20 protein-coding genes are annotated in these 21,507 nt (G+C 55.9%); 19 read left to right on the top strand and 1 reads right to left on the bottom strand.

The features are described from left to right. Positions 1-204 precede the first annotated feature (204 nt). The 13 genes from seqA (at position 205) to nei (ending at position 11,890) form a co-directional block, all read left to right on the top strand. A complete protein-coding gene (seqA, locus tag AAH446_RS05530; RefSeq protein WP_342905678.1) occupies positions 205-756 on the top strand; it encodes a replication initiation negative regulator SeqA in 552 nt (183 codons plus the stop codon). Positions 757-786: 30 nt separating this feature from the next. Then, a complete protein-coding gene (gene pgm, locus AAH446_RS05525; protein ID WP_342905677.1) occupies positions 787-2,427 on the top strand; it encodes a phosphoglucomutase (alpha-D-glucose-1,6-bisphosphate-dependent) in 1,641 nt (546 codons plus the stop codon). A gap of 259 nt (positions 2,428-2,686) precedes the next feature. Further along, complete coding sequence (locus AAH446_RS05520) at positions 2,687-2,893, top strand: YbfA family protein (RefSeq protein WP_342905676.1); 207 nt, start codon at positions 2,687-2,689, stop codon at positions 2,891-2,893. A gap of 123 nt (positions 2,894-3,016) precedes the next feature. Continuing rightward, positions 3,017-3,973, top strand: a complete 957-nt coding sequence (locus tag AAH446_RS05515) for a YbgA family protein (RefSeq protein ID WP_342905675.1) — start codon at positions 3,017-3,019, stop codon at positions 3,971-3,973. A 21-nt stretch (positions 3,974-3,994) separates the two neighbouring features. Next, on the top strand, positions 3,995-5,419 hold the full coding sequence (gene phrB / locus AAH446_RS05510; protein WP_342905674.1) for a deoxyribodipyrimidine photo-lyase: 1,425 nt from the start codon (positions 3,995-3,997) through the stop codon (positions 5,417-5,419). Positions 5,420-5,454: 35 nt separating this feature from the next. Further along, positions 5,455-6,198, top strand: coding sequence for a type 2 GTP cyclohydrolase I (locus AAH446_RS05505; RefSeq protein ID WP_342905673.1), 744 nt, complete (start codon positions 5,455-5,457; stop codon positions 6,196-6,198). Positions 6,199-6,319: 121 nt separating this feature from the next. Then, positions 6,320-6,976, top strand: coding sequence for a 5-oxoprolinase subunit PxpB (pxpB, locus tag AAH446_RS05500; protein WP_342905672.1), 657 nt, complete (start codon positions 6,320-6,322; stop codon positions 6,974-6,976). Continuing rightward, positions 6,970-7,908, top strand: coding sequence for a 5-oxoprolinase subunit PxpC (gene pxpC / locus AAH446_RS05495; RefSeq protein WP_342905671.1), 939 nt, complete (start codon positions 6,970-6,972; stop codon positions 7,906-7,908). Before pxpB ends, pxpC begins: the two co-directional genes overlap by 7 nt. Then, positions 7,892-8,629 (top strand): 5-oxoprolinase subunit PxpA, encoded by a 738-nt coding sequence (gene pxpA / locus AAH446_RS05490; protein ID WP_342905670.1) that lies wholly within the window; start codon positions 7,892-7,894, stop codon positions 8,627-8,629. The genes pxpC and pxpA overlap by 17 nt, the downstream gene beginning before the upstream one ends. 68 nt (positions 8,630-8,697) lie before the next feature. After that, the gene (locus tag AAH446_RS05485) at positions 8,698-9,426 is read left to right on the top strand and encodes a DUF969 domain-containing protein (protein ID WP_342905669.1); all 729 of its coding nucleotides are present in this window, start codon (positions 8,698-8,700) and stop codon (positions 9,424-9,426) included. Continuing rightward, the gene (locus AAH446_RS05480) at positions 9,426-10,415 is read left to right on the top strand and encodes a DUF979 domain-containing protein (protein WP_342905668.1); all 990 of its coding nucleotides are present in this window, start codon (positions 9,426-9,428) and stop codon (positions 10,413-10,415) included. Before AAH446_RS05485 ends, AAH446_RS05480 begins: the two co-directional genes overlap by 1 nt. A gap of 7 nt (positions 10,416-10,422) precedes the next feature. Further along, positions 10,423-11,076, top strand: a complete 654-nt coding sequence (gene pcp / locus AAH446_RS05475; RefSeq protein WP_342905667.1) for a pyroglutamyl-peptidase I — start codon at positions 10,423-10,425, stop codon at positions 11,074-11,076. Between the two features lie 22 nt (positions 11,077-11,098). Then, positions 11,099-11,890: an endonuclease VIII gene (gene nei / locus AAH446_RS05470; RefSeq protein ID WP_342905666.1), complete on the top strand. Its 792-nt coding sequence runs from the start codon at positions 11,099-11,101 to the stop codon at positions 11,888-11,890. Between the two features lie 129 nt (positions 11,891-12,019). On the opposite strand, the gene AAH446_RS05465 is transcribed toward nei, so the two are convergent. Continuing rightward, complete coding sequence (locus AAH446_RS05465) at positions 12,020-13,300, bottom strand: citrate synthase (RefSeq protein WP_342905665.1); 1,281 nt, start codon at positions 13,298-13,300, stop codon at positions 12,020-12,022. Positions 13,301-13,923: 623 nt separating this feature from the next. Between AAH446_RS05465 and sdhC the strand changes: the two genes are divergently transcribed. The 6 genes from sdhC (at position 13,924) to odhB (ending at position 21,464) form a co-directional block, all read left to right on the top strand. Then, the gene (gene sdhC / locus AAH446_RS05460) at positions 13,924-14,313 is read left to right on the top strand and encodes a succinate dehydrogenase cytochrome b556 subunit (protein WP_342905828.1); all 390 of its coding nucleotides are present in this window, start codon (positions 13,924-13,926) and stop codon (positions 14,311-14,313) included. Beyond that, entirely contained in the window at positions 14,307-14,654 is a 348-nt protein-coding gene (sdhD, locus tag AAH446_RS05455; protein WP_342905664.1) for a succinate dehydrogenase membrane anchor subunit, read from the top strand. Before sdhC ends, sdhD begins: the two co-directional genes overlap by 7 nt. Further along, a complete protein-coding gene (sdhA, locus tag AAH446_RS05450) occupies positions 14,654-16,420 on the top strand; it encodes a succinate dehydrogenase flavoprotein subunit (RefSeq protein ID WP_342905663.1) in 1,767 nt (588 codons plus the stop codon). Before sdhD ends, sdhA begins: the two co-directional genes overlap by 1 nt. A gap of 17 nt (positions 16,421-16,437) precedes the next feature. Then, positions 16,438-17,154: a succinate dehydrogenase iron-sulfur subunit gene (locus AAH446_RS05445; RefSeq protein WP_342905662.1), complete on the top strand. Its 717-nt coding sequence runs from the start codon at positions 16,438-16,440 to the stop codon at positions 17,152-17,154. A gap of 260 nt (positions 17,155-17,414) precedes the next feature. Further along, on the top strand, positions 17,415-20,222 hold the full coding sequence (gene sucA, locus AAH446_RS05440) for a 2-oxoglutarate dehydrogenase E1 component (RefSeq protein ID WP_342905661.1): 2,808 nt from the start codon (positions 17,415-17,417) through the stop codon (positions 20,220-20,222). 15 nt (positions 20,223-20,237) lie between these two features. Then, positions 20,238-21,464, top strand: a complete 1,227-nt coding sequence (odhB, locus tag AAH446_RS05435; protein WP_342905660.1) for a 2-oxoglutarate dehydrogenase complex dihydrolipoyllysine-residue succinyltransferase — start codon at positions 20,238-20,240, stop codon at positions 21,462-21,464. The last annotated feature ends 43 nt before the right edge of the window (positions 21,465-21,507 follow it).

The following is a 21,507-nucleotide window of genomic DNA, read 5'->3' as shown; positions in this document are numbered from 1 at the left end:
ATTCTGCCGAAACGGCAGGTGTGGGGCCTCCGATCTTTTTGCGGCATATTCTGACTTTTGCCGGCTTTCAGGACTGGCGCTACACCCCGGCAGGATTTAACTTTATAATCCTCATGTTAGAGCTGGTTCGAAAGGCTATTGTGCGTTTGTCATCCACAGCGTGCGTGCTGACCGGCTCTCAAGCACTAACCGTACTGGATAAAGATGAAAACTATCGAAGTCGACGAAGAACTGTACCGTTATATCGCCAGCCATACCCAGCACATTGGTGAAAGCGCCTCTGACATTTTACGGCGTATGCTTAAATTTACGGCCGGTCAGCGCGCACCAGCGGCCAGCGGTGTGGCAGCGACTTCTGCGCCTGTTGCAAAAGAGAGTGCTGCGGTGAAGGAAGAGGCGCGCCCTCTGGATCGCGTCCGCGCTATGCGCGAGCTGCTGCTCTCTGATGAATATGCTGAACAGAAAAAAGCAGTGAACCGTTTTATGCTGATTTTGTCGACTTTATACAATCTTGATCCCAAGGCATTTGCCGCCGCGACCGAATCGCTTCATGGTCGTACGCGCGTCTACTTTGCGGGTAATCAACAAACCCTGGTACAGAATGGCATCCATACCAAGCCCCAGCACGTTCCGGGCACGCCGTATTGGGTGATCACCAACACCAACACAGGCCGTAAACGCAGCATGGTCGAACATATCATGCAGTCAATGCAGTTCCCGACGGAGCTCACTGACAAGGTTTGCGGCACCCTCTAACTGAGAACTAAGTGTCAGGGAGAAGCGCCAATGGCTAATCACCCCCGTGCCGGGCAGCCTGCCCAGCAGAGCGATTTGATTAACGTTGCACAATTAACCTCGCAGTATTATGTCCTGCAGCCCGATCTGAACAATGCGGAACATGCGGTGAAATTTGGAACCTCAGGCCATCGCGGTAGCGCGGGACGTCAGAGCTTCAATGAGACGCACATTCTGGCCATCGCCCAGGCGATTGCGGAAGAGCGTAAAAAGAACGGCATCACCGGTCCTTGCTACGTGGGTAAAGATACCCATGCGCTCTCCGAGCCAGCCCTGATTTCCGTACTGGAAGTGCTGGCGGCGAATGGCGTTGACGTTATCGTTCAGCTGGACAACGGCTACACGCCGACCCCGGCCATTTCCAATGCCATCCTTGAACACAATAAGGCGGGCGGCGCTAAGGCCGATGGAATTGTGATTACGCCTTCGCATAATCCACCGGAAGATGGCGGCATTAAATACAATCCGCCAAACGGTGGCCCAGCGGACACAAACGTCACTAAAGTCGTTGAAGATCGCGCTAATGCGCTGATCAAAGATGGCCTGAAAGAAGTGAAACGCATCGCGCTGGATCAAGCCTGGGCGAGCGGACACCTGCAGGAAAAAGATCTGATTCAGCCTTATATCGAAGGGCTGGCGGAGATCGTTGATATTGCCGCCATTCAGAAGGCCGGCCTTAAAATCGGCGTCGATCCGCTCGGCGGCTCGGGTATTGCCTACTGGCAGCGCATCGCTGAGTTCTACAAGCTGGATCTGACCATCGTTAACGATTCAGTGGATCAGACCTTCCGCTTTATGCACCTTGATAAAGATGGTGCGATCCGCATGGACTGCTCTTCCGAAAGCGCCATGGCGGGTCTGCTGGCGCTTCGTGATAAATTCGATCTCGCTTTTGCTAACGATCCGGATTATGACCGTCACGGCATCGTCACTCCGGCGGGTCTGATGAATCCTAACCACTACCTTGCGGTAGCGATCAACTACCTCTTCCAGCACCGTCCGCAGTGGGGCAAAGAGGTTGCGGTCGGGAAAACGCTGGTCTCCAGCGCGATGATCGACCGCGTGGTTAACGACATCGGCCGCCGTCTGGTTGAAGTGCCGGTGGGTTTCAAATGGTTTGTTGACGGTCTTTTTGACGGCAGCTTTGGCTTCGGCGGCGAAGAGAGCGCTGGCGCGTCTTTCCTGCGCTTTGACGGAACGCCATGGTCTACCGATAAAGACGGCATCATTATGTGCCTGCTGGCAGCGGAAATTACCGCCGTTACCGGGAAAAATCCGCAGCAGCACTATGATGAACTGGCGGAGCGCTTCGGTGCGCCAAGCTATAACCGTTTGCAGGCTTCAGCGACCTCAGCCCAGAAGGCGGCGCTGTCGAAGCTGTCTCCGGAAATGGTCAGTGCTGACACGCTGGCAGGCGATCCGATCACCGCCCGCCTGACGGCAGCGCCAGGTAACGGCGCCTCCATCGGCGGCCTGAAGGTGATGACGGAAAACGGCTGGTTTGCGGCGCGTCCATCCGGTACCGAAGACGCGTACAAAATCTACTGTGAAAGCTTCCTGGGTGCTGAGCACCGTGAAAAGATCGAAAAAGAAGCCGTAGAAATTGTCAGCGAAGTGCTGAAAAACGCCTGAGTCTGATGCTCTGCTGAAAAGGCGCCGCTTGCGGCGCCTTTTTTATGGGCGCGCTGCCGGGGGCGTAAAGCGATATAGGGCAAAGTGACGGGCTTGTTAATATCATCTTGTTATTTAACTATTCTGTAACTTTATAACGGAGGTGCAGGGCGATCTGGTGATTTTTTCTGCAAAATAGTGGTCGGATGAGTAGTAAAATTACACAACTGGCGCTATTATTTTGTACAGATTACCTTTTTTTAATTTGCCCGGAGGACGTATGCGTCTTTATCAACCTTACTCATTAACCCGAATCGTACTGCGCCGCCTGGCGGTGTTGATCGTCGGTACCCTCGCGCTGCCTGTGATGCTGTTTCGTCAAGATCGCGCCCGGTTTTACAGCTACCTTCACCGGATATGGTCGAAGACGAGCAGTCAGCCGGTATGGCTGGCGCAGTCGGAGGCCGCAGCCTGCGATTTCTATTAAAAACCTTCCCGCTCCGGCGGGAATTTTTTTGCCCTTAGTACCGTTTTTTTTAAGCAGCGCGGGCTTATCCTTTCCATATCAGCTACACTTAAACCTCTACAAGAAGTTGGAGGTTGTACAACTATGAGCGAAAAAATTCCTGTCGGCATCAGCGCCTGCCTGCTTGGAGATAACGTCCGCTTCGATGGAGGGCACAAACGCTGCGCATTTGCCGCAGAAGATCTCGCCCCCTTTATGCGTTTCGAACCTGTCTGCCCGGAAATGGCGATAGGGTTGCCCACGCCGCGCCCCGCTTTACGTCTGACCAAAAGCGCGGAGGATGAGGTGGCGCTCTGCTTCAGTAACGGTAATGGCGATCCGCTGACCGATGAGATGCAGCGGTTTTCAGAAAGTAAAATCGCTAAGCTGCATCACCTCTGTGGTTACATAGTTTGTGCAAAATCGCCCAGCTGCGGTATGGAGCGGGTGCGTGTCTATAAGCCTGACAATAACGATAACCGTAAAGAAGGCGTCGGGATTTTTACCCGCGAGCTGATGAAGCAGATGCCCTGGCTCCCCGTAGAAGAAGACGGCCGGTTAAACGATCCCGTTCTGCGCGAAAATTTTGTTGAGCGCATCTATACCCTGCATGAATTTAATTCGCTCTGGCGTAGCGGACTGACGCGCGGCAAATTAATCGCCTTCCACAGCCGCTACAAGCTTTCGCTGCTGGCGCACTCCCAGCCGCAATATCGCGAAATGGGACGTTTTGTGGCCGGGATGGAAAGCTGGTCATCGCTGGAAGCCTACGCCTTTGAGTACCGTCAGCGATTAATGGATCTTCTTAAAAATAAGGCGACCCGGGGTAACCATACCAATGTGCTGATGCACGTTCAGGGGTACTTCCGCCCACAGCTGACTTCGAAGCAGCGCCAGGAACTGGCTGCGCTTATCGATCACTATCGTCAGGGACTGCAGCCGCTTCTGGCACCGATGACGCTGCTTAAGCATTACATGTCGGAATTCCCTGACGCCTATCTGGCGCAGCAGCGTTATTTTGAACCTTATCCGGAAGCGCTTCGTCTGCGCTACGGTCATTGAATCTGCCTGACAGGAAGTAACATGACCACGCACCTGGTCTGGCTGCGCAACGATCTGCGCATCCATGATAATTACGCATTACATGCGGCCTGCCGCAGCGAGGAAGCCAGCGTAGTGGCGCTGTTCATCGCCACGCCCGCACAGTGGAAGTCTCATACCATGGCGCCAAAACAGGCGGCCTTTATTTATGACAGCCTCACAGAGATGCAGCATGCGCTGGGTGAAAAAGGGATCCCGCTACACGTTCTGCACTGCGATGACTTTGCTGCTGTACCTGACGTGCTGAAAGCGTTTTGTGAACAGCACAAGATCGATCGCCTGTTTTATAACTATCAGTATGAGGTGAATGAGCGTCAACGTGACGCGGCTGTCGAACGGACGCTATACGATAATGATGTGATAGCGCAGGGATTTGATGACAGCCTGCTGTTGTCGCCTGGCAGCGTACTGACCGGCAACCGCGAGATGTATAAAGTCTTTACCCCCTTCAGCCGGGCCTTTGTGAAAAGGCTCAATGAGGGGTTGCCGGAGTGCGTGCCCGCCCCGAAACCCCGCAAGAACGCGCCGCTGGCTAAGCTGCCCGAACTGCTACCGTTTGATTATCCCTTTGAGGATTATGATCGAAATCTCTTTACCGCGGGCGAAACCGCTGCGCTTCAGCGGTTACGGGAATTTTGCCAGCAGCCGGTTACGGAATATCCCGAAAACCGCAATATTCCTTCCGTCGATGGCACCAGTCGTATATCGGTTTACCTTGCGACCGGCGTACTTTCTCCACGGCAGTGCCTGCATCGCCTGCTGAGGGAGCATCCAGCCGGGCTGGAGGATAAAAACGTTTTTGTCTGGCTCAATGAGTTGATCTGGCGTGAGTTCTATCGCCATCTGCTGGTTGCCTGGCCCTCGCTCTGCCGCCATCAGCCCTTTATCGGCTGGACCAAAAAGGTTGCGTGGCGGCAGGATAAGGCCCAGCAGGAGGCCTGGGAGCAGGGGAGAACCGGCTATCCGATCGTCGATGCGGCCATGCGGCAGATGAACAGCCTTGGCTGGATGCATAACCGCCTGCGCATGATCACGGCCAGCTTCCTGATTAAAGATCTGCTTATCGACTGGCGCGAAGGTGAGCGTTACTTCATGTCACAGCTGCTCGATGGCGATCTGGCGGCAAATAACGGTGGCTGGCAGTGGGCCGCATCAAGCGGCAACGACGCGGCACCCTATTTCCGCATATTCAACCCTACAACCCAGGGTGAACGTTTTGACAAGGACGGCAGCTTTATCCGCCAGTGGCTACCGGAGCTGAAAAACGTCCCCGACCAGCATATCCACCAGCCGCATAGCTGGGCTGAAAAGAACCAGATATCACTGGATTATCCGGCACCGATTGTCGATCATAAAGAGGCGCGTAAGCGCACGCTGGAGGCGTACGAAGCCGCCAGAAAATCATAAGCAGGCGCCGGACTGCGGAACTTTCAGGAAAGATTATGCGTAATACAGAACTTGAACAAATTGTGAATCAGCAGCTGAGTAGCGCGAATTTCAGCGATTATGCGCCGAATGGACTTCAGGTTGAAGGGCGCCCTGAGATCGAGAAAATCGTCACGGGCGTTACCGCCTGTCAGGCGCTGCTGGATGAAGCCGTTCGCCTGAACGCGGACGCGGTACTGGTGCATCATGGCTATTTCTGGAAAAGCGAAGCGCAGGTGATTAAAGGTATGAAGCGGAACCGGCTGAAAACCTTACTGGCTAATGATATTAACCTTTTCGGCTGGCATCTGCCGCTGGATGCCCATCCGGAACTTGGCAATAACGCCCAGCTGGCGAAGCTGCTGGGCATTGAGGTTAAAGGAGAAGTGATGCCGCTGGTGCCCTGGGGCGAGCTGGACGATGCCCTGACCGGCGAGCAGCTGGCCAGCCGCATAGCCAAAAGGCTTGGGCGCGAACCGCTGCACTGCGGCGACAATGCGCCAGCGCAGATCCGCCGTGTGGCGTGGTGTAGCGGCGGCGGTCAGGGGTTTATTGATGCCGCAGCAGCGGCTGGTGTGGATGCGTTTATTACCGGTGAGGTATCAGAACAGACGATCCATAGCGCGCGCGAGCAGGGTATACACTTCTTCTCCGCCGGTCACCACGCCACGGAACGCGGCGGCATCAAAGCGCTGGGCGAGTGGTTGGCCGGGAATTACGGCCTTGAGGTCACCTTCATCGATATCCCTAATCCTGCCTGATTTACGCTGAGCGGCGATCGCGCCGCTCAAGCCTTCTGTTGACACTCTCATTACATTTCAGCATAACTGTTTGTCTAATAACATAATCAGACGGCCTGACAGACAGGTCAGGAGGAGTGTTTTGCAACGAGCACGTTGTTACCTGTTAGGCGAACGCGCGGTTGTGCTTGAGCTGGAACCCCCCGTGACGCTTAGTAGCCAGCAGCGCATCTGGGGGCTTTCCGCGCGCCTTAAAGGGCGTCCGGAAGTGATCGAGGTGGTGCCCGGGATGAATAACATCACCGTGATGCTGAGCGAGCCGCAAAGTACCGCGCTGGACGCGATTGAATGGCTCCAGCTCTGGTGGGAAAAGAGCGAAGCGCTGGAGCTGGAAACCCGCGAGGTTGAGATCCCGGTTATCTATGGCGGTACGGCAGGTCCCGATCTGGAAGAAGTCGCACGCCACAGCGGTCTGACCCCGCAACAAGTCGTTGCGGCCCATGCGGCGGCGGCCTACGTCGTCTATTTTATCGGTTTTCAGCCCGGCTTCCCTTATCTGGGTGGGCTGGATGAACGGCTGCATACCCCGCGCCGCGCCGAACCCAGGGTAGCGGTACCGGCCGGATCTGTCGGTATTGGCGGCAGTCAGACCGGCGTTTATCCGTTTACCGCGCCGGGAGGCTGGCAACTGATCGGCCGTACCGATCTTAACCTGTTTGATCCGCAGCATGAACCTCCTGCTTTCCTGAGGCCTGGGGACAGCGTGCGCTTTGTGCCACAGAAGGGGGGAATATGCTGAAAATTATTCGTGCCGGGATCAGCACTACGCTGCAGGATGCGGGCCGGCCCGGCTGGCGGCAGCTTGGCGTTTGCCTGAGTGGCGTTCTGGATCAGCCCGCTATGGAAACCGCCAACCTGCTGGTGGGCAACGATAAAAACAGCGCCGTGCTGGAAATCACGCTGGGCCAGTTTTGCGCTGAGTTCGGCCGTGATGGCTGGATGGCGCTGACCGGCGCGGGCTGTAACGCCGATCTTGACGGTAAACCTGTCTGGACCGGCTGGCGTACTGCGGTAAAAAAAGGACAGCGGCTTACGCTTAAAATGCCAACGCGCGGGATGCGCAGCTACCTTGCGCTCGACGGCGGATTTGCCGTGACGCCCGTGCTGGGCTCCTGTAGCACCGACGTCAAGGCCGGTTTTGGCGGCTTCGGTGGCAAAGCCATCGCCGATGGCGATCTGTTACCGCTCGCAGAAGCAAAACGTACCTTCAGCAAGCCAGCCGGGGTTCGTCAGCTGCTGTTTGGTAACCGCGTGCGGGCGCTGGTCGGCCCGGAGTTCCATGAGTTCAGCCGTGAGAGCCGTGAAGCCTTCTGGCGTACTTCCTGGCAGCTGCAACCGCAGAGTAACCGTATGGGCTATCGCCTTCAGGGACGTTCGCTGACGCGTACCACCAGCCGCGAGATGCTCTCGCACGGGCTGATACCCGGGGTGATCCAGGTGCCGCCGAACGGCCAGCCGATTGTCCTGATGGCGGATGCACAAACTACCGGCGGGTATCCGCGCATTGCCTGCGTGATCGAAGCCGATCTCTATCATCTTGCGCAGATCCGTCTGGGCGAACCCATTCACTTTGTTCACTGCACGTTAGACGTGGCGCTACAGGCTAAGCAGGAACGGGAACGTTCTATGGCGCAAATGGCATGGGGGCTGGAACATGAAAGTCGATCTTAATGCGGATCTGGGGGAGGGCTGCGCTCACGATCGTGAACTGTTGCAGAACGTCTCTTCCGCCAATATCGCCTGCGGTTTCCACGCGGGCGATGCCCAGACGATGCTGCAAAGCGTGCGCTGGGCGTTAGCGTTTAACGTGGCGATTGGTGCCCATCCGGGTTTTCCCGATCGGGAAAACTTTGGCCGTTCGCCGATGCAGCTGCCGCCCGAAACGGTCTATGCACAGATGATCTATCAGATAGGTGCACTGAAAGCGCTTACTGAAAGTGAAGGCGGCAGGCTGGTGCACGTCAAGCCGCACGGCATGCTCTATAACCAGTCGGCACAGGAACCCGTGCTGGCAGAGGCGATTGCGCGTGCGGTAAAAGCGGTTGATCCTGCCCTGATCCTGGTTGGTTTAGCCAACAGTGAATCGATTCGGGCGGCGAAGGCGCTTGGGCTGGTCACGCGTGAAGAAGTTTTTGCCGATCGCGGCTACCAGGCTGATGGATCGCTGGTGCCGCGTTCTCAGCCTGGCGCGATGGTGGAGAGTGATGAACAGGCCATTGCCCAGACGCTGACCATGATTGAGCAGGGACAGGTGCAGTCGCTGAGCGGCGAATGGGTGAAGGTGAAGGCGGATACCGTCTGTCTTCACGGCGACGGCGAGCATGCGCTCGCCTTTGCCAGCCAGATTCGCAAAGCCTTTGCCCAGCGTAATATTGAGATTACCAGCCTCTGAGGCTCACTAAGTGCCCGATGGGCGATCCCTTCTCTGAATGGGAAGGGGACAGGATATCTGGAGACAGTATGGAAAATGCAGTGAACCTCTGGCCGCTGGCCGGCATCGCCGCCATCATGGTCGGCTTTTTATTACGCTTTAACCCGGTGCTGGTGGTGATTGTCGCCGGCCTGATTACGGGATTCGCCGCCAATATGCCATTCGGCGATATTCTTGAAAAGCTGGGCTCCGGGTTTCTGAACACCCGCAACCTGCCGCTGATCCTGCTGCTGCCTCTGGCGGTCATTGGCCTGCTTGAGCGTCACGGCCTGAAGGAGCGCGCCCAGGCGTGGATTGCGCAGATCAAAACCGCCACGGCGGGCCGCCTGCTGATTGTGTATCTGTTTGTGCGTGAGGCAACGGCTGCCCTGGGGCTAACCAGCCTCGGCGGGCATCCGCAGATGGTGCGTCCGCTGCTGGCACCGATGGCGGAGGGCGCGACGGAGAATCGCTACGGCGAACTGCCGGATCATGTCCGTCACCGTTTACGTGCGATGTCAGCCGCAACGGATAACGTTGGTCTGTTTTTCGGCGAAGATATTTTTGTCGCCTTTGGCGCGATTATCTTTATGCATAACTTTATGCAGGAGTCAGCCGGGATTCAGACGGAGCCGCTGCATATCGCGGCCTGGGGCATCCCGACGGCGGTCTGTGCCTTTATTATTCATTCCGTGCGGCTGCGCCGGCTGGATAAAACGCTGGCGGCCGAGCTTGCCGCACTGAATGCCGATGCCCTGAAAGCTAAGGAAGGTCGCTAATGTTTCAGCAGCAATATCTTTTCTGGCTGGCGGGCTTCATTCTGATAGTGGTGGCGGTGATGTCCTGGCGCGACAAAGCGAATCCGCGTCGTCTGACTACAGGACTTTTCTGGGCGCTGTACGGCCTGGTCTTTTTTGTCGGTGACTGGTCGGTCAGGCTGCTCGGCGAGCGTTCGCTGCACATTACGATTGGCGTTATGGTCGTGGTAATGGCCCTGATTGCCGGGCTGGGTGGCGTGCGGCTGGGCTCCTACCATCAGCGCACCCCGGAGCAGCGCGCAGAGAGCGCAAAACGGCTGCGTAATCGTCTGTTCCTGCCCGCGCTGGCGATCCCCGTCGTGACCGTGATTGGCGTGCTTACGTTTAATAACATCCAGGGCCTGCGGGAAATGGTGTTCGGCGCGGGCAATCATTCCACGCTGATCACGCTCTTCTCCATGATGGTGGGCTGCGTTGTGGGCTGGCTGATTGCGTTAAAGCTGACGCATGACACTCCGGCGCAGTCCGTTCAGGAAGCACGCCGCCTGCTGGATGCTATCGGCTGGGCGTTTATCCTGCCGCAGATCCTGGCAACGCTGGGCCTGTTGTTCACCACCGCAGGCGTGGGGACGGCAATTTCGCATCTGACTGAAACTTACCTTGCGGTGGATAATAAATTTATCGCTGTCGCCACCTACGCAATCGGCATGGCGCTGCTGACTATGGTCATGGGCAATGCCTTTGCGGCGTTCCCGATTGTCACCGCCGGGATCGGTATTCCGATTCTGGTCCTTCAGCATCACGGCAATCCGGCGGTAATGGCGGCCATTGGGATGTTTTCCGGCTACTGCGGCACGCTGATGACGCCGATGGCCGCGAACTTCAATATTGTCCCGGCGGCGCTGCTTGAATTGCCCGATCGCAATGCGGTCATCAAGGCCCAGGTGCCGACCGGCGTGCTATTGTTAATAGCCAATATTTTCCTTCTCTATTTCCTGATGTTCCTGTGAGGCTCAGATGAAAACGGTACTGATTACCGCCTTCGAACCTTTTGACGGCGAACAGTTAAATCCCTCCTGGGAAGCGGTAAGCCAGCTTCATGAGCGGATGATTTGTGGCGCGCGCGTGGTGGCGAAGCAGCTACCCTGCGTCTTTGGTGAATCGCTGGCTTCGCTAGCCTCCAGCCTGGATGAGCTGAAGCCCGACCTGGTCATTGCGGTCGGCCAGGCGGGAGGGCGTGTTGATGTCACGGTTGAAAGGGTGGCGATCAACGTTGATGATGCGCGCATCCCGGATAATGCCGGTAACCAGCCTGTTGATGAAGCCATCGTTGAGGGCGGTCCGGCGGCCTATTTCTCAACGCTACCGGTTAAGGCAATTGTTGAGGGGATCCGCGAGGCGGGTATTCCCGCCTCGGTCTCCCAGACGGCAGGGACTTTTGTCTGTAACCACGTTATGTATGGTCTTCTGCATAAGCTCGCCAAACTGAAAGGCAAGAATAAAGTGCGTGGTGGCTTTATTCATATCCCGTGGCTGCCGGAGCAGGCGGTTAAGCACCCTGGTGCGGCAAGTATGCCCGCCCCGACGGTGATTCTGGCGCTCGAAATGGCGCTGAGTATCGCTCTGACGGTTGAGGAAGACATCCGTCTTGTCGGCGGCGCCACGCATTGATTATCACAGACAGGGAGTTGTTATGCCTGAAGGGCCGGAAATTCGACGGGCGGCAGACCAGCTTGAAGCAGCGTTAGCCGGAAAAACGCTGACTGATGTCTGGTTTGCCTTTCCCGAACTTAAAGTCTGGGAGCCTGTGCTGTTGGGTGAAAAGGTCCAGTCTGTTGAGACGCGGGGTAAAGCGATTCTGACGCACTTCTCTGGCGGTCAGACGCTCTACAGCCATAACCAGCTGTACGGCGTCTGGCGGATTACCGACAGGGGAGAGGAGCCGCAAACCAACCGCGTGCTCAGGGTCCGCCTGAGCACGGCGGATAAAACCGTCCTTCTTTACAGCGCGTCGGATATTGAGATGCTGGATGCGGCAACGCTGGCAACGCATCCGTTTTTGCTGCGGGTGGGGCCGGATGTACTGGATATGACGCTGACCCCGGAAAGCGTGGCGGAACGGCTGCTCTCCAGACGCTTCCGGCGGCGCCAGTTCAGCGGACTGCTGCTGGATCAGGCTTTTCTGGCGGGGCTGGGAAATTATCTGCGGGTGGAGATCCTCTGGCTGGCAGGGCTGGCGGCGCACCATCGGGCGGAAGATTTGTCACCGGACCAGTTGGAGAAACTGGCCGATGCACTGCTGGCGGTGCCAAGGCTTTCCTACCAGACGCGCGGCGTAGCGGATGATAAAAAGCATCATGGTGCGCTGTTCCGCTTCAAGGTTTTCCACCGTGCCGGCAAACCCTGTGAACGCTGTGGCGGTATGATTGAAAAAACCACGCTCTCATCCCGTCCGTTTTACTGGTGTCCGGGCTGCCAGCATTAAAATGGCATAGCGGTGAACGGCGTGCCGTTTCAGGCTTCTCAGCGGCTTAATACAGCAATATTCAGCATTATTCGTGCAAATAAAAGGGGAGCCCTTCACAGGGCTCCCCTTTTTAGTCAGTAAAATGACTTACTTCAGATTGGACTCAAAATCACGCTGATCGTAGCCGGTATAGAGCTGGCGTGGACGGGCGATTTTAACGCCGTCATCGTGCATCTCTTTCCAGTGTGCGATCCAGCCCACGGTACGCGCCATCGCAAAGATAACCGTAAACATGGAGGAAGGAATACCCATCGCTTTCAGAATAAGGCCAGAGTAGAAATCGACGTTTGGATAGAGCTTACGCTCAATAAAGTACGGGTCGTTGAGCGCAATATGCTCAAGCTCCATGGCGACTTCCAGCAGATCGTCCTTCATGCCCAGCTCATTCAGCACTTCATGGCAGGTTTCACGCATGACCGTGGCGCGCGGATCGTAGTTCTTATACACACGGTGACCGAAGCCCATCAGGCGGAAAGAGTCATTTTTATCTTTCGCACGTCTCAGGAATTCAGGGATGTGCTCAACGGAGCTGATCTCTTCCAGCATACGCAGACAGGCTTCGTTTGCGCCACCGTGCGCAGGTCCCCACAGAGAGGCGATACCCGCCGCAATACAGGCGAAGGGGTTAGCACCGGAGGAGCCAGCGGTACGTACAGTAGAGGTGGATGCGTTCTGCTCGTGATCGGCATGCAGGATCAGAATACGATCCATTGCGCGCTCCAGCACCGGATTCACGACATATTCTTCACAAGGCGTGGAGAACATCATGTTCAGGAAATTACCCGCATAAGAGAGGTCGTTGCGCGGATAAACGAAGGGCTGGCCGATCGAATATTTGTAGCACATCGCCGCAACGGTTGGCATTTTGGAGAGCAAACGGAACGCCGCGATTTCACGGTGACGCTCAATATTCACATCCATCGCGTCGTGGTAGAACGCTGCCAGTGCGCCGGTCACGCCGCACATCACCGCCATTGGGTGAGAATCACGACGGAAGCCGCGGAACAGATGGTGAATCTGTTCATGAATCATAGTGTGGCGGGTAACGATAGTGCTGAACTCTTCAAACTGTTCTTTTGTCGGCTTTTCACCGTTTAACAGGATATAGCAGACTTCAAGATAGTTTGAGTGCAGAGCAAGCTGGTCAATGGGGAAACCACGATGCAGCAGAATCCCTTCATCACCATCAATATAGGTGATTTTGGATTCGCAGGATGCCGTTGAGGTGAAACCTGGGTCGAAAGTGAAATAGCCCTGCGATCCCAGGGTGCGGACGTCTATCTCAGCCTGTCCTAACGTGCCTTGCAGCACATCCAGTTCAATAGGAGCTTCGCCTTGTAGGGTTAGCGTTGCTTTTTTATCAGCCATTTACAGTCTCCTTAGCGCCTTATCTATGAATCTTTGACACCAGAAATGCCATTATGTCCACGGCGGCGTGCTAAATGGCAGATACTCGTCTCTGTGGCATCTTAAACGTGCAGGGTACAGAGTGACGGGCGTTTGCAGGCCGGGAGGGCACAATCTTGCTGCGTTTCGCGGTTGTTAAAGATCCGGTCTGGTCATAACGTCTTGGTAACCGTTACCTGATACTTTAAGTCAATTGGAACTCACTTTTACATAACTTATAGCTTGGAGAAAGTGTATCCCCATAACTTTTATGAATCCCAGAACTTTTAATCGTCAGTTTGTAACAGAAATGTTTAACTTTTGTCAAATCAGTTGATTAAAAATGTATGGAATGTGAAAAATGTGAGGGGGGTCACTGTTCCACTCAAATGTTTCCAAGATGTTTGTAGGGGAATTGTAATGAGTTTGTGAACCCCCTATACTTCCGCCAGGTCTCCGGGAATACCCTGCTGTAGGAGCCACCCAGCGTTTTATACGCGTCGTTTTGACACTGGACGTTGTAGTTTTAGTGCCTGGCGCAGTGCTTCATGAAACGTTGTCTGACCCGCCCTCAGGACCGGAGGAAGCAAAATAAGAAAGGCTGTGTGGGCAAAACCGTGAAAAAACAAAGACCTGTCAACTTGGATCTCTCCACGATCCGGTTTCCCGTTACTGCAATAGCGTCTATTCTCCACCGCGTATCCGGCGTCATTACGTTTGTTGCCGTTGGCATACTGCTCTGGTTACTGGGCCTGTCACTCTCCTCACCCGAAGGCTTCCTTGAGGCCTCTGCCGTTATGGACAGCTTCATTGTCAAATTCATCGTCTGGGGCATTATGGCCGCGCTGGCATACCACATCGTGGGTGGCGTTCGTCATATGCTGATGGATTTTGGCTACCTCGGCGAAACGATGGAAATTGGCAAGCGCTCGGCGCAAATCGCGTTTGGTATCACTGTCGTGCTTTCAATTCTGGCTGGAGTCCTCGTATGGTAAGCAATGCTTCTTCACTGGGCCGTAACGGCGTCCATGACTGGCTGCTGCTCCGCGCGTCCGCCATCGTTATTACGCTCTACGTGCTTTATATTCTCGGCTTCGTAATGATGGCTGATACCCTGACTTACGAAATCTGGCGGGGATTCTTTGCCTCCTCCATGACTAAGGTGTTCACCCTTCTGACGCTGCTCTGCATTCTGGTGCACGGCTGGATCGGGATGTGGCAGGTACTGACGGACTATGTCAAATCACTGGCGCTGCGGTTAACGCTGCATCTGGTCGTCGTGATGGCACTGTTAGTGTATGCGATTTATGGAACTGTTGTTGTGTGGGGTGCGTAATGAAGTTGCCAGTCAGAGAATTTGACGCCGTTGTGATCGGCGCAGGTGGTGCAGGCATGCGTGCCGCGCTGCAGATTTCCCAATCGGGCCAGACCTGTGCCCTGTTATCTAAAGTTTTTCCAACCCGTTCCCATACCGTGTCTGCGCAGGGCGGCATTACCGTTGCGCTGGGTAACACCCATGATGACAACTGGGAATGGCATATGTACGACACGGTTAAAGGCTCCGACTATATCGGTGACCAGGACGCGATCGAATATATGTGTAAAACCGGTCCGGAAGCGATTCTGGAGCTGGAACATATGGGCCTGCCGTTTTCCCGCCTTGATGATGGCCGCATCTACCAGCGCCCGTTTGGCGGCCAGTCCAAAAACTTTGGCGGCGAGCAGGCAGCCCGCACCGCCGCAGCCGCTGACCGTACCGGCCATGCGCTGCTGCATACGCTTTATCAGCAGAACCTGAAGAACAAAACCACCATCTTCTCCGAATGGTATGCGCTGGATCTGGTGAAGAACGCTGACGGCGCCATTGTTGGCTGCACCGCGATCAATATCGAAGATGGTGAAGTGGTTTACTTTAAAGCCCGCGCGACGGTACTGGCGACCGGCGGCGCAGGACGTATCTATCAGTCCACCACCAACGCCCATATCAATACGGGCGATGGCGTAGGCATGGCGCTTCGCGCAGGCGTGCCGGTGCAGGATATGGAGATGTGGCAGTTCCACCCAACCGGCATCGCCGGCGCGGGCGTGCTGGTGACAGAAGGTTGCCGTGGTGAAGGTGGCTATCTGCTGAACAAGCATGGCGAACGCTTTATGGAACGCTATGCGCCAAACGCGAAGGATCTTGCCGGTCGTGACGTCGTGGCCCGCTCCATGATGATTGAGATCCGTGAAGGCCGTGGCTGTGAAGGCCCATGGGGTCCTCATATCAAGCTGAAGCTGGACCATCTGGGCAGCGAAGTTCTGGAAGCGCGTCTGCCAGGCATTCTTGAGCTGTCGCGGACCTTTGCCCATATCGATCCGGTAAAAGAGCCGATCCCGGTTATCCCGACCTGCCACTATATGATGGGCGGTATTCCTACCCGCGTGACGGGCCAGGCGCTAACGGTAAACGAGCAGGGTGAAGACACCGTCGTACCAGGCCTGTTTGCCGTAGGTGAAATCGCCTGCGTATCGGTCCATGGCTCCAACCGTCTTGGCGGCAACTCGCTGCTGGACCTGGTGGTCTTTGGCCGTGCGGCTGGGCTGCATTTACAGGAATCTATCCAGGAGCAGGGCGAACTGCGTGATGCGACCGATGATGAAATCGACGCCTCGCTGGCTCGTCTGAATCGCTGGAACAATAATACGACCGGCGAAGATCCCGTTGAGCTGCGTAAAGCGCTGCAAACCTGTATGCAGAACAACTTCTCTGTATTCCGTGAAGGGGATGCGATGGCGAAAGGCCTGGCTGAACTGAAGCTGCTGCGTGAGCGCCTGAAAAATGCCCGTCTGGACGATCGTTCCAGTGACTTCAACACCCAGCGTATTGAATGTCTGGAGCTGGATAATCTGATGGAAACGGCCTACGCCACTGCAGTCGCTGCAAACTTCCGTACCGAAAGCCGGGGCGCGCACAGCCGCTTCGACTATCCTGAGCGTGACGATGCTAACTGGTTGTGTCACAGCGTGTACCTGCCGCAGAGCGAAAGCATGACCCGCCGAGAGGTGAACATGTCGCCAAAACTGCGCGCGGCCTTCCCGCCGAAAGCACGTACTTACTAGTTTGCGGAGATAAAACGATGAGACTCGAATTTTCAATTTATCGTTACAACCCGGACGTTGACGATGCGCCACGGATGCAGGATTACAGCCTGGAGTCGGAAGAAGGGCGCGACATGATGCTGCTGGATGCGCTGATTCGCCTGAAGGAAAAAGATCCCACGCTGGGCTTCCGCCGCTCCTGCCGCGAAGGCGTGTGCGGCTCCGATGGCCTCAACATGAACGGCAAAAACGGCCTGGCGTGCATCACGCCGGTTTCGGCACTGGGCGGCGGCAAGAAGAAAATTGTCATCCGGCCTCTGCCGGGGCTGCCGGTTATCCGGGATTTGGTAGTGGACATGGGGCAGTTCTACACTCAATATGAGAAGATCAAGCCTTACTTGTTGAATAATGGCGAGAATCCTCCCGCGCGTGAGCATCTCCAGGCACCGGAGCAGAGGGAAAAGCTGGACGGCCTGTACGAATGTATTCTTTGTGCTTGCTGCTCCACATCCTGCCCCTCTTTCTGGTGGAACCCGGAGAAATTTATCGGGCCGGCAGGTCTGTTGGCCGCTTACCGTTTCCTGATCGACAGCCGCGATACGGAAACCAATGGGCGCCTCGACGATCTGAATGATGCTTTCAGCGTATTCCGCTGTCATAGCATAATGAACTGTGTAAGCGTATGTCCTAAAGGGCTTAATCCTACGCGAGCCATTGGCCATATTAAGTCAATGCTGCTGCAGCGAAGCGCCTAAGCCTCGACTGACCGGGAACCCGAGGTTCCCGGTTGTTTTATCAGGAGGCCTTCCAGAGCGGTTGCTGACTGTTGTGGAAGGTTCCCTTACGGGCCGGGCGCCAGCCGTTGCGCACTGTACCCGTATCGAAGAACTTTCTGGCCGCGTCCCGCTCCATCAGGCGGAAGGCGGCCCGGGGCAAGCCGTTAACGCGGCGGGGACTTGCAAAGGTTCCATTACTAATCACGGCGAAAAAAAGCACAAATGCTTAAGGGATCACAATGCAGAACAGCGCGATGAAACCCTGGCTGGACTCTTCCTGGCTGGCCGGCGCGAACCAGACCTACATAGAGCAGCTCTATGAGGACTATTTAACCGATCCTGACTCTGTTGACGTTGCCTGGAAATCGCTGTTTGAGCAGCTTCCAGGTCAAGGGGTTAGACCTGAACAATTCCATTCAACCACCCGCGAGTATTTTAAGCGTCTGGCGAAAGACGCCACGCGCTACACCTCTTCCGTCAGCGATCCCGATACCAACGCCAAGCAGGTGAAGGTATTGCAGCTGATTAACGCCTTCCGTTTTCGTGGTCACCAGCTGGCTAACCTCGATCCGCTTGGGCTGTGGAAGCAGGATGCGGTGCCGGATCTCGATCCAGCCTTTCACGATCTGACCGAAGCGGATTTCCAGGAAACCTTTAATGTGGGGTCGTTTGCCTTTGGCAAGGACACCATGAAGCTGGCAGATCTCTTCGCCATGCTGAAGCAGACCTACTGCGGCTCGATCGGTGCGGAATATATGCACATGACCAATACCGAAGAGAAGCGCTGGATCCAGCAGCGCATCGAATCGGTGGCGGGGCAGGCCTCTTTCTCTGCGGAAGAGAAAAAGGGCTTCCTGAAGCAGCTGACCGCGGCAGAAGGCCTGGAACGTTACCTGGGCGCGAAATTCCCGGGCGCGAAGCGTTTCTCGCTGGAAGGCGGCGATGCGCTGGTGCCGATGCTGAACGAAATGATCCACCATGCGGGCAAAAACGGCACGCGTGAAGTGGTGCTGGGCATGGCGCACCGTGGTCGTCTGAACGTGCTGATTAACGTGCTGGGCAAAAAGCCGCAGGATCTGTTTGATGAGTTCGCCGGCAAGCATAAAGAACATCTTGGCACGGGTGACGTGAAGTACCATATGGGCTTCTCGTCTGACGTGGAAACCAAAGGTGGTATGGTCCATCTGGCGCTGGCGTTTAACCCGTCTCACCTTGAGATTGTCAGCCCGGTCGTGATGGGGTCAGTGCGCGCACGTCTCGACCGCCTCGACGAGCCGAGCAGCAGCAAAGTTCTGCCTATTACTATCCATGGTGATGCTGCCGTTACCGGCCAGGGCGTGGTTCAGGAAACCCTGAATATGTCCCAGGCGCGGGGTTACGAAGTCGGCGGCACCGTCCGTATCGTTATCAATAACCAGATTGGCTTCACCACCTCCAATCCGAAGGATGCCCGCTCCACACAATACTGTACCGATATTGGTAAGATGGTGCTGGCGCCGATTTTCCACGTCAATGCGGACGATCCGGAAGCCGTTGCTTTTGTGACCCGTCTGGCGTTGGATTTCCGTAACACCTTCAAACGCGACGTCTTTATCGATCTGGTTTGCTATCGCCGTCACGGCCATAACGAAGCCGATGAGCCGAGTGCGACTCAGCCGGTGATGTACCAGAAGATCAAAAAGCATCCGACGCCACGTAAGATTTACGCTGACAGACTGGAAGACGAAAAGGTCACCAGCCTGGAAGATGCCACGGAAATGGTCAACCTGTATCGTGACGCGCTGGACGCGGGCGAATGCGTGGTGCCGGAATGGCGTCCGATGAGCCTGCACTCGTTTACCTGGTCGCCTTACCTTAATCACGACTGGGATGAGAGCTATCCTTCGAGCCTGGATCCAAAACGTTTACAGGATCTGGCTAAGCGCATCAGCAGCGTGCCTGAATCTATCGAGATGCAGTCCCGCGTGGCGAAAATTTACAACGATCGCGCCGAGATGGCCGCAGGCAACAAGCTGTTTGACTGGGGCGCGGCAGAGAACCTGGCCTACGCCACGCTGGTTGATGAAGGCATTCCCTGCCGTCTCTCCGGTGAAGATATGGGCCGTGGCACCTTCTTCCACCGTCACGCAGTGATCCATAATCAGGCGAACGGTTCCACCTATACGCCGTTACAGCATATTCATAACGGTCAGGGAACCTTCAAGGTCTGGGACTCGGTGCTTTCTGAAGAGGCGGTACTGGCCTTTGAATATGGCTACGCCACCGCAGAACCCCGCACCCTGACGATCTGGGAAGCGCAGTTCGGTGACTTTGCCAACGGCGCGCAGGTCGTTATCGATCAGTTCATCAGCTCTGGCGAACAGAAATGGGGCCGCATGTGTGGTCTGGTTATGCTGCTGCCGCACGGCTATGAAGGTCAGGGTCCGGAGCACTCCTCCGCTCGCCTTGAGCGCTATCTGCAACTCTGTGCTGAGCAGAACATGCAGGTTTGCGTGCCGTCCACGCCGGCTCAGGTTTATCATATGCTGCGTCGCCAGGCGCTGCGCGGTATGCGCCGTCCGCTGGTGGTGATGTCACCGAAATCCCTGCTGCGTCATCCGCTGGCTGTCTCCTCCCTGGAAGAGCTGGCAACCGGCGGCTTTAAGCCTGCCATCGGCGAGATTGACGATCTGGATCCACAGGGCGTGAAGCGCGTTGTGCTTTGCTCCGGTAAGGTCTATTACGATCTGCTGGATAAACGCCGCAAAAACGAACAGACCGACGTGGCGATTGTGCGTATTGAACAGCTCTATCCTTTCCCGCACAAGGCGGTGCAGGACGTGCTTCAGCAATATTCACACGTGCATGATTTCGTCTGGTGTCAGGAAGAACCACTCAATCAGGGTGCCTGGTACTGCAGTCAGCATCACTTCCGCGAAGTCGTGCCATTTGGGGCTTCATTACGTTATGCCGGCCGGCCTGCTTCGGCCTCTCCGGCGGTTGGCTATATGTCCGTTCACCAGCAGCAGCAGCAAGATCTGGTAAATGACGCGCTGAACGTTAATTAATTTAAAGGAAAAATAATGAGTAGCGTAGATATCCTCGTTCCTGACCTGCCTGAATCCGTTGCCGATGCCACCGTGGCGACCTGGCACAAAAAACCGGGCGACACCGTTCAGCGCGACGAAGTGCTGGTGGAGATCGAAACCGATAAAGTGGTGCTGGAAGTGCCTGCTTCTGCGGATGGCGTTCTGGAAGCTATCCTGGAAGATGAAGGCGCGACCGTGACCTCACGTCAGGCGCTGGGTCGTCTGAAAGAAGGCAACAGCGGCGGTAAAGAGAGTTCAGCTAAGCCGGAATCCAATGAGTCCACGCCTTCACAGCGGCAGAATGCTTCTCTTGAAGAAGAGAGCAGCGACGCACTCAGCCCGGCAATCCGCCGTCTGATCGCTGAGCACGGCCTTGATGCTTCGGCAATCAAAGGCACCGGCGTGGGTGGAAGGCTGACCCGTGAGGATGTTGAAAAGCATCTGGCGAATAAGCCGGACGCGAAAGCCAGCGACGCGAAAGCGCCAGCGGCAGCCTCAACGCCAGCACCTGCGCTTGCAGGCCGCAGCGAGAAGCGCGTACCGATGACCCGCCTGCGTAAACGCGTAGCTGAACGTCTGCTGGAAGCGAAAAACAGCACCGCCATGCTGACGACCTTCAACGAAGTCAACATGCAGCCGATCATGAACCTGCGCAAGCAGTACGGCGAAGCGTTTGAAAAACGTCACGGTGTACGTCTGGGCTTCATGTCTTTCTACCTGAAAGCCGTTGTCGAAGCGCTGAAGCGTTTCCCGGAAGTCAATGCCTCGATCGATGGTGAAGATGTGGTTTACCACAACTACTTCGACGTCAGCATCGCCGTTTCCACCCCTCGCGGGCTGGTCACGCCGGTACTGAAAGACGTTGATGCACTGGGTATGGCTGACATTGAGAAAAAAATCAAAGAGCTGGCGGTAAAAGGGCGCGACGGTAAGCTGACCGTTGATGAACTGACCGGCGGTAACTTCACCATCACTAACGGTGGCGTTTTCGGCTCGCTGATGTCCACACCGATTATCAACCCACCGCAGAGTGCGATCCTCGGTATGCACGCAATCAAAGATCGTCCAATGGCGGTGAACGGTCAGGTAGTCATTCAGCCAATGATGTATCTGGCCCTCTCCTACGATCACCGTCTGATCGATGGGAAAGAGTCCGTGAGCTATCTGGTGGCGATCAAAGAGCTGCTGGAAGATCCGTCTCGTCTGCTGCTGGACGTGTAATCCCTGTCGGGCGCGGTGGCAACGCCGCGCCCAGCCCTATGTG

Source organism: Erwinia psychrophila, assembly GCF_039023475.1.
Lineage (GTDB): Bacteria > Pseudomonadota > Gammaproteobacteria > Enterobacterales > Enterobacteriaceae > Erwinia.
This window is presented reverse-complemented; position numbering and strand designations above follow the sequence as displayed.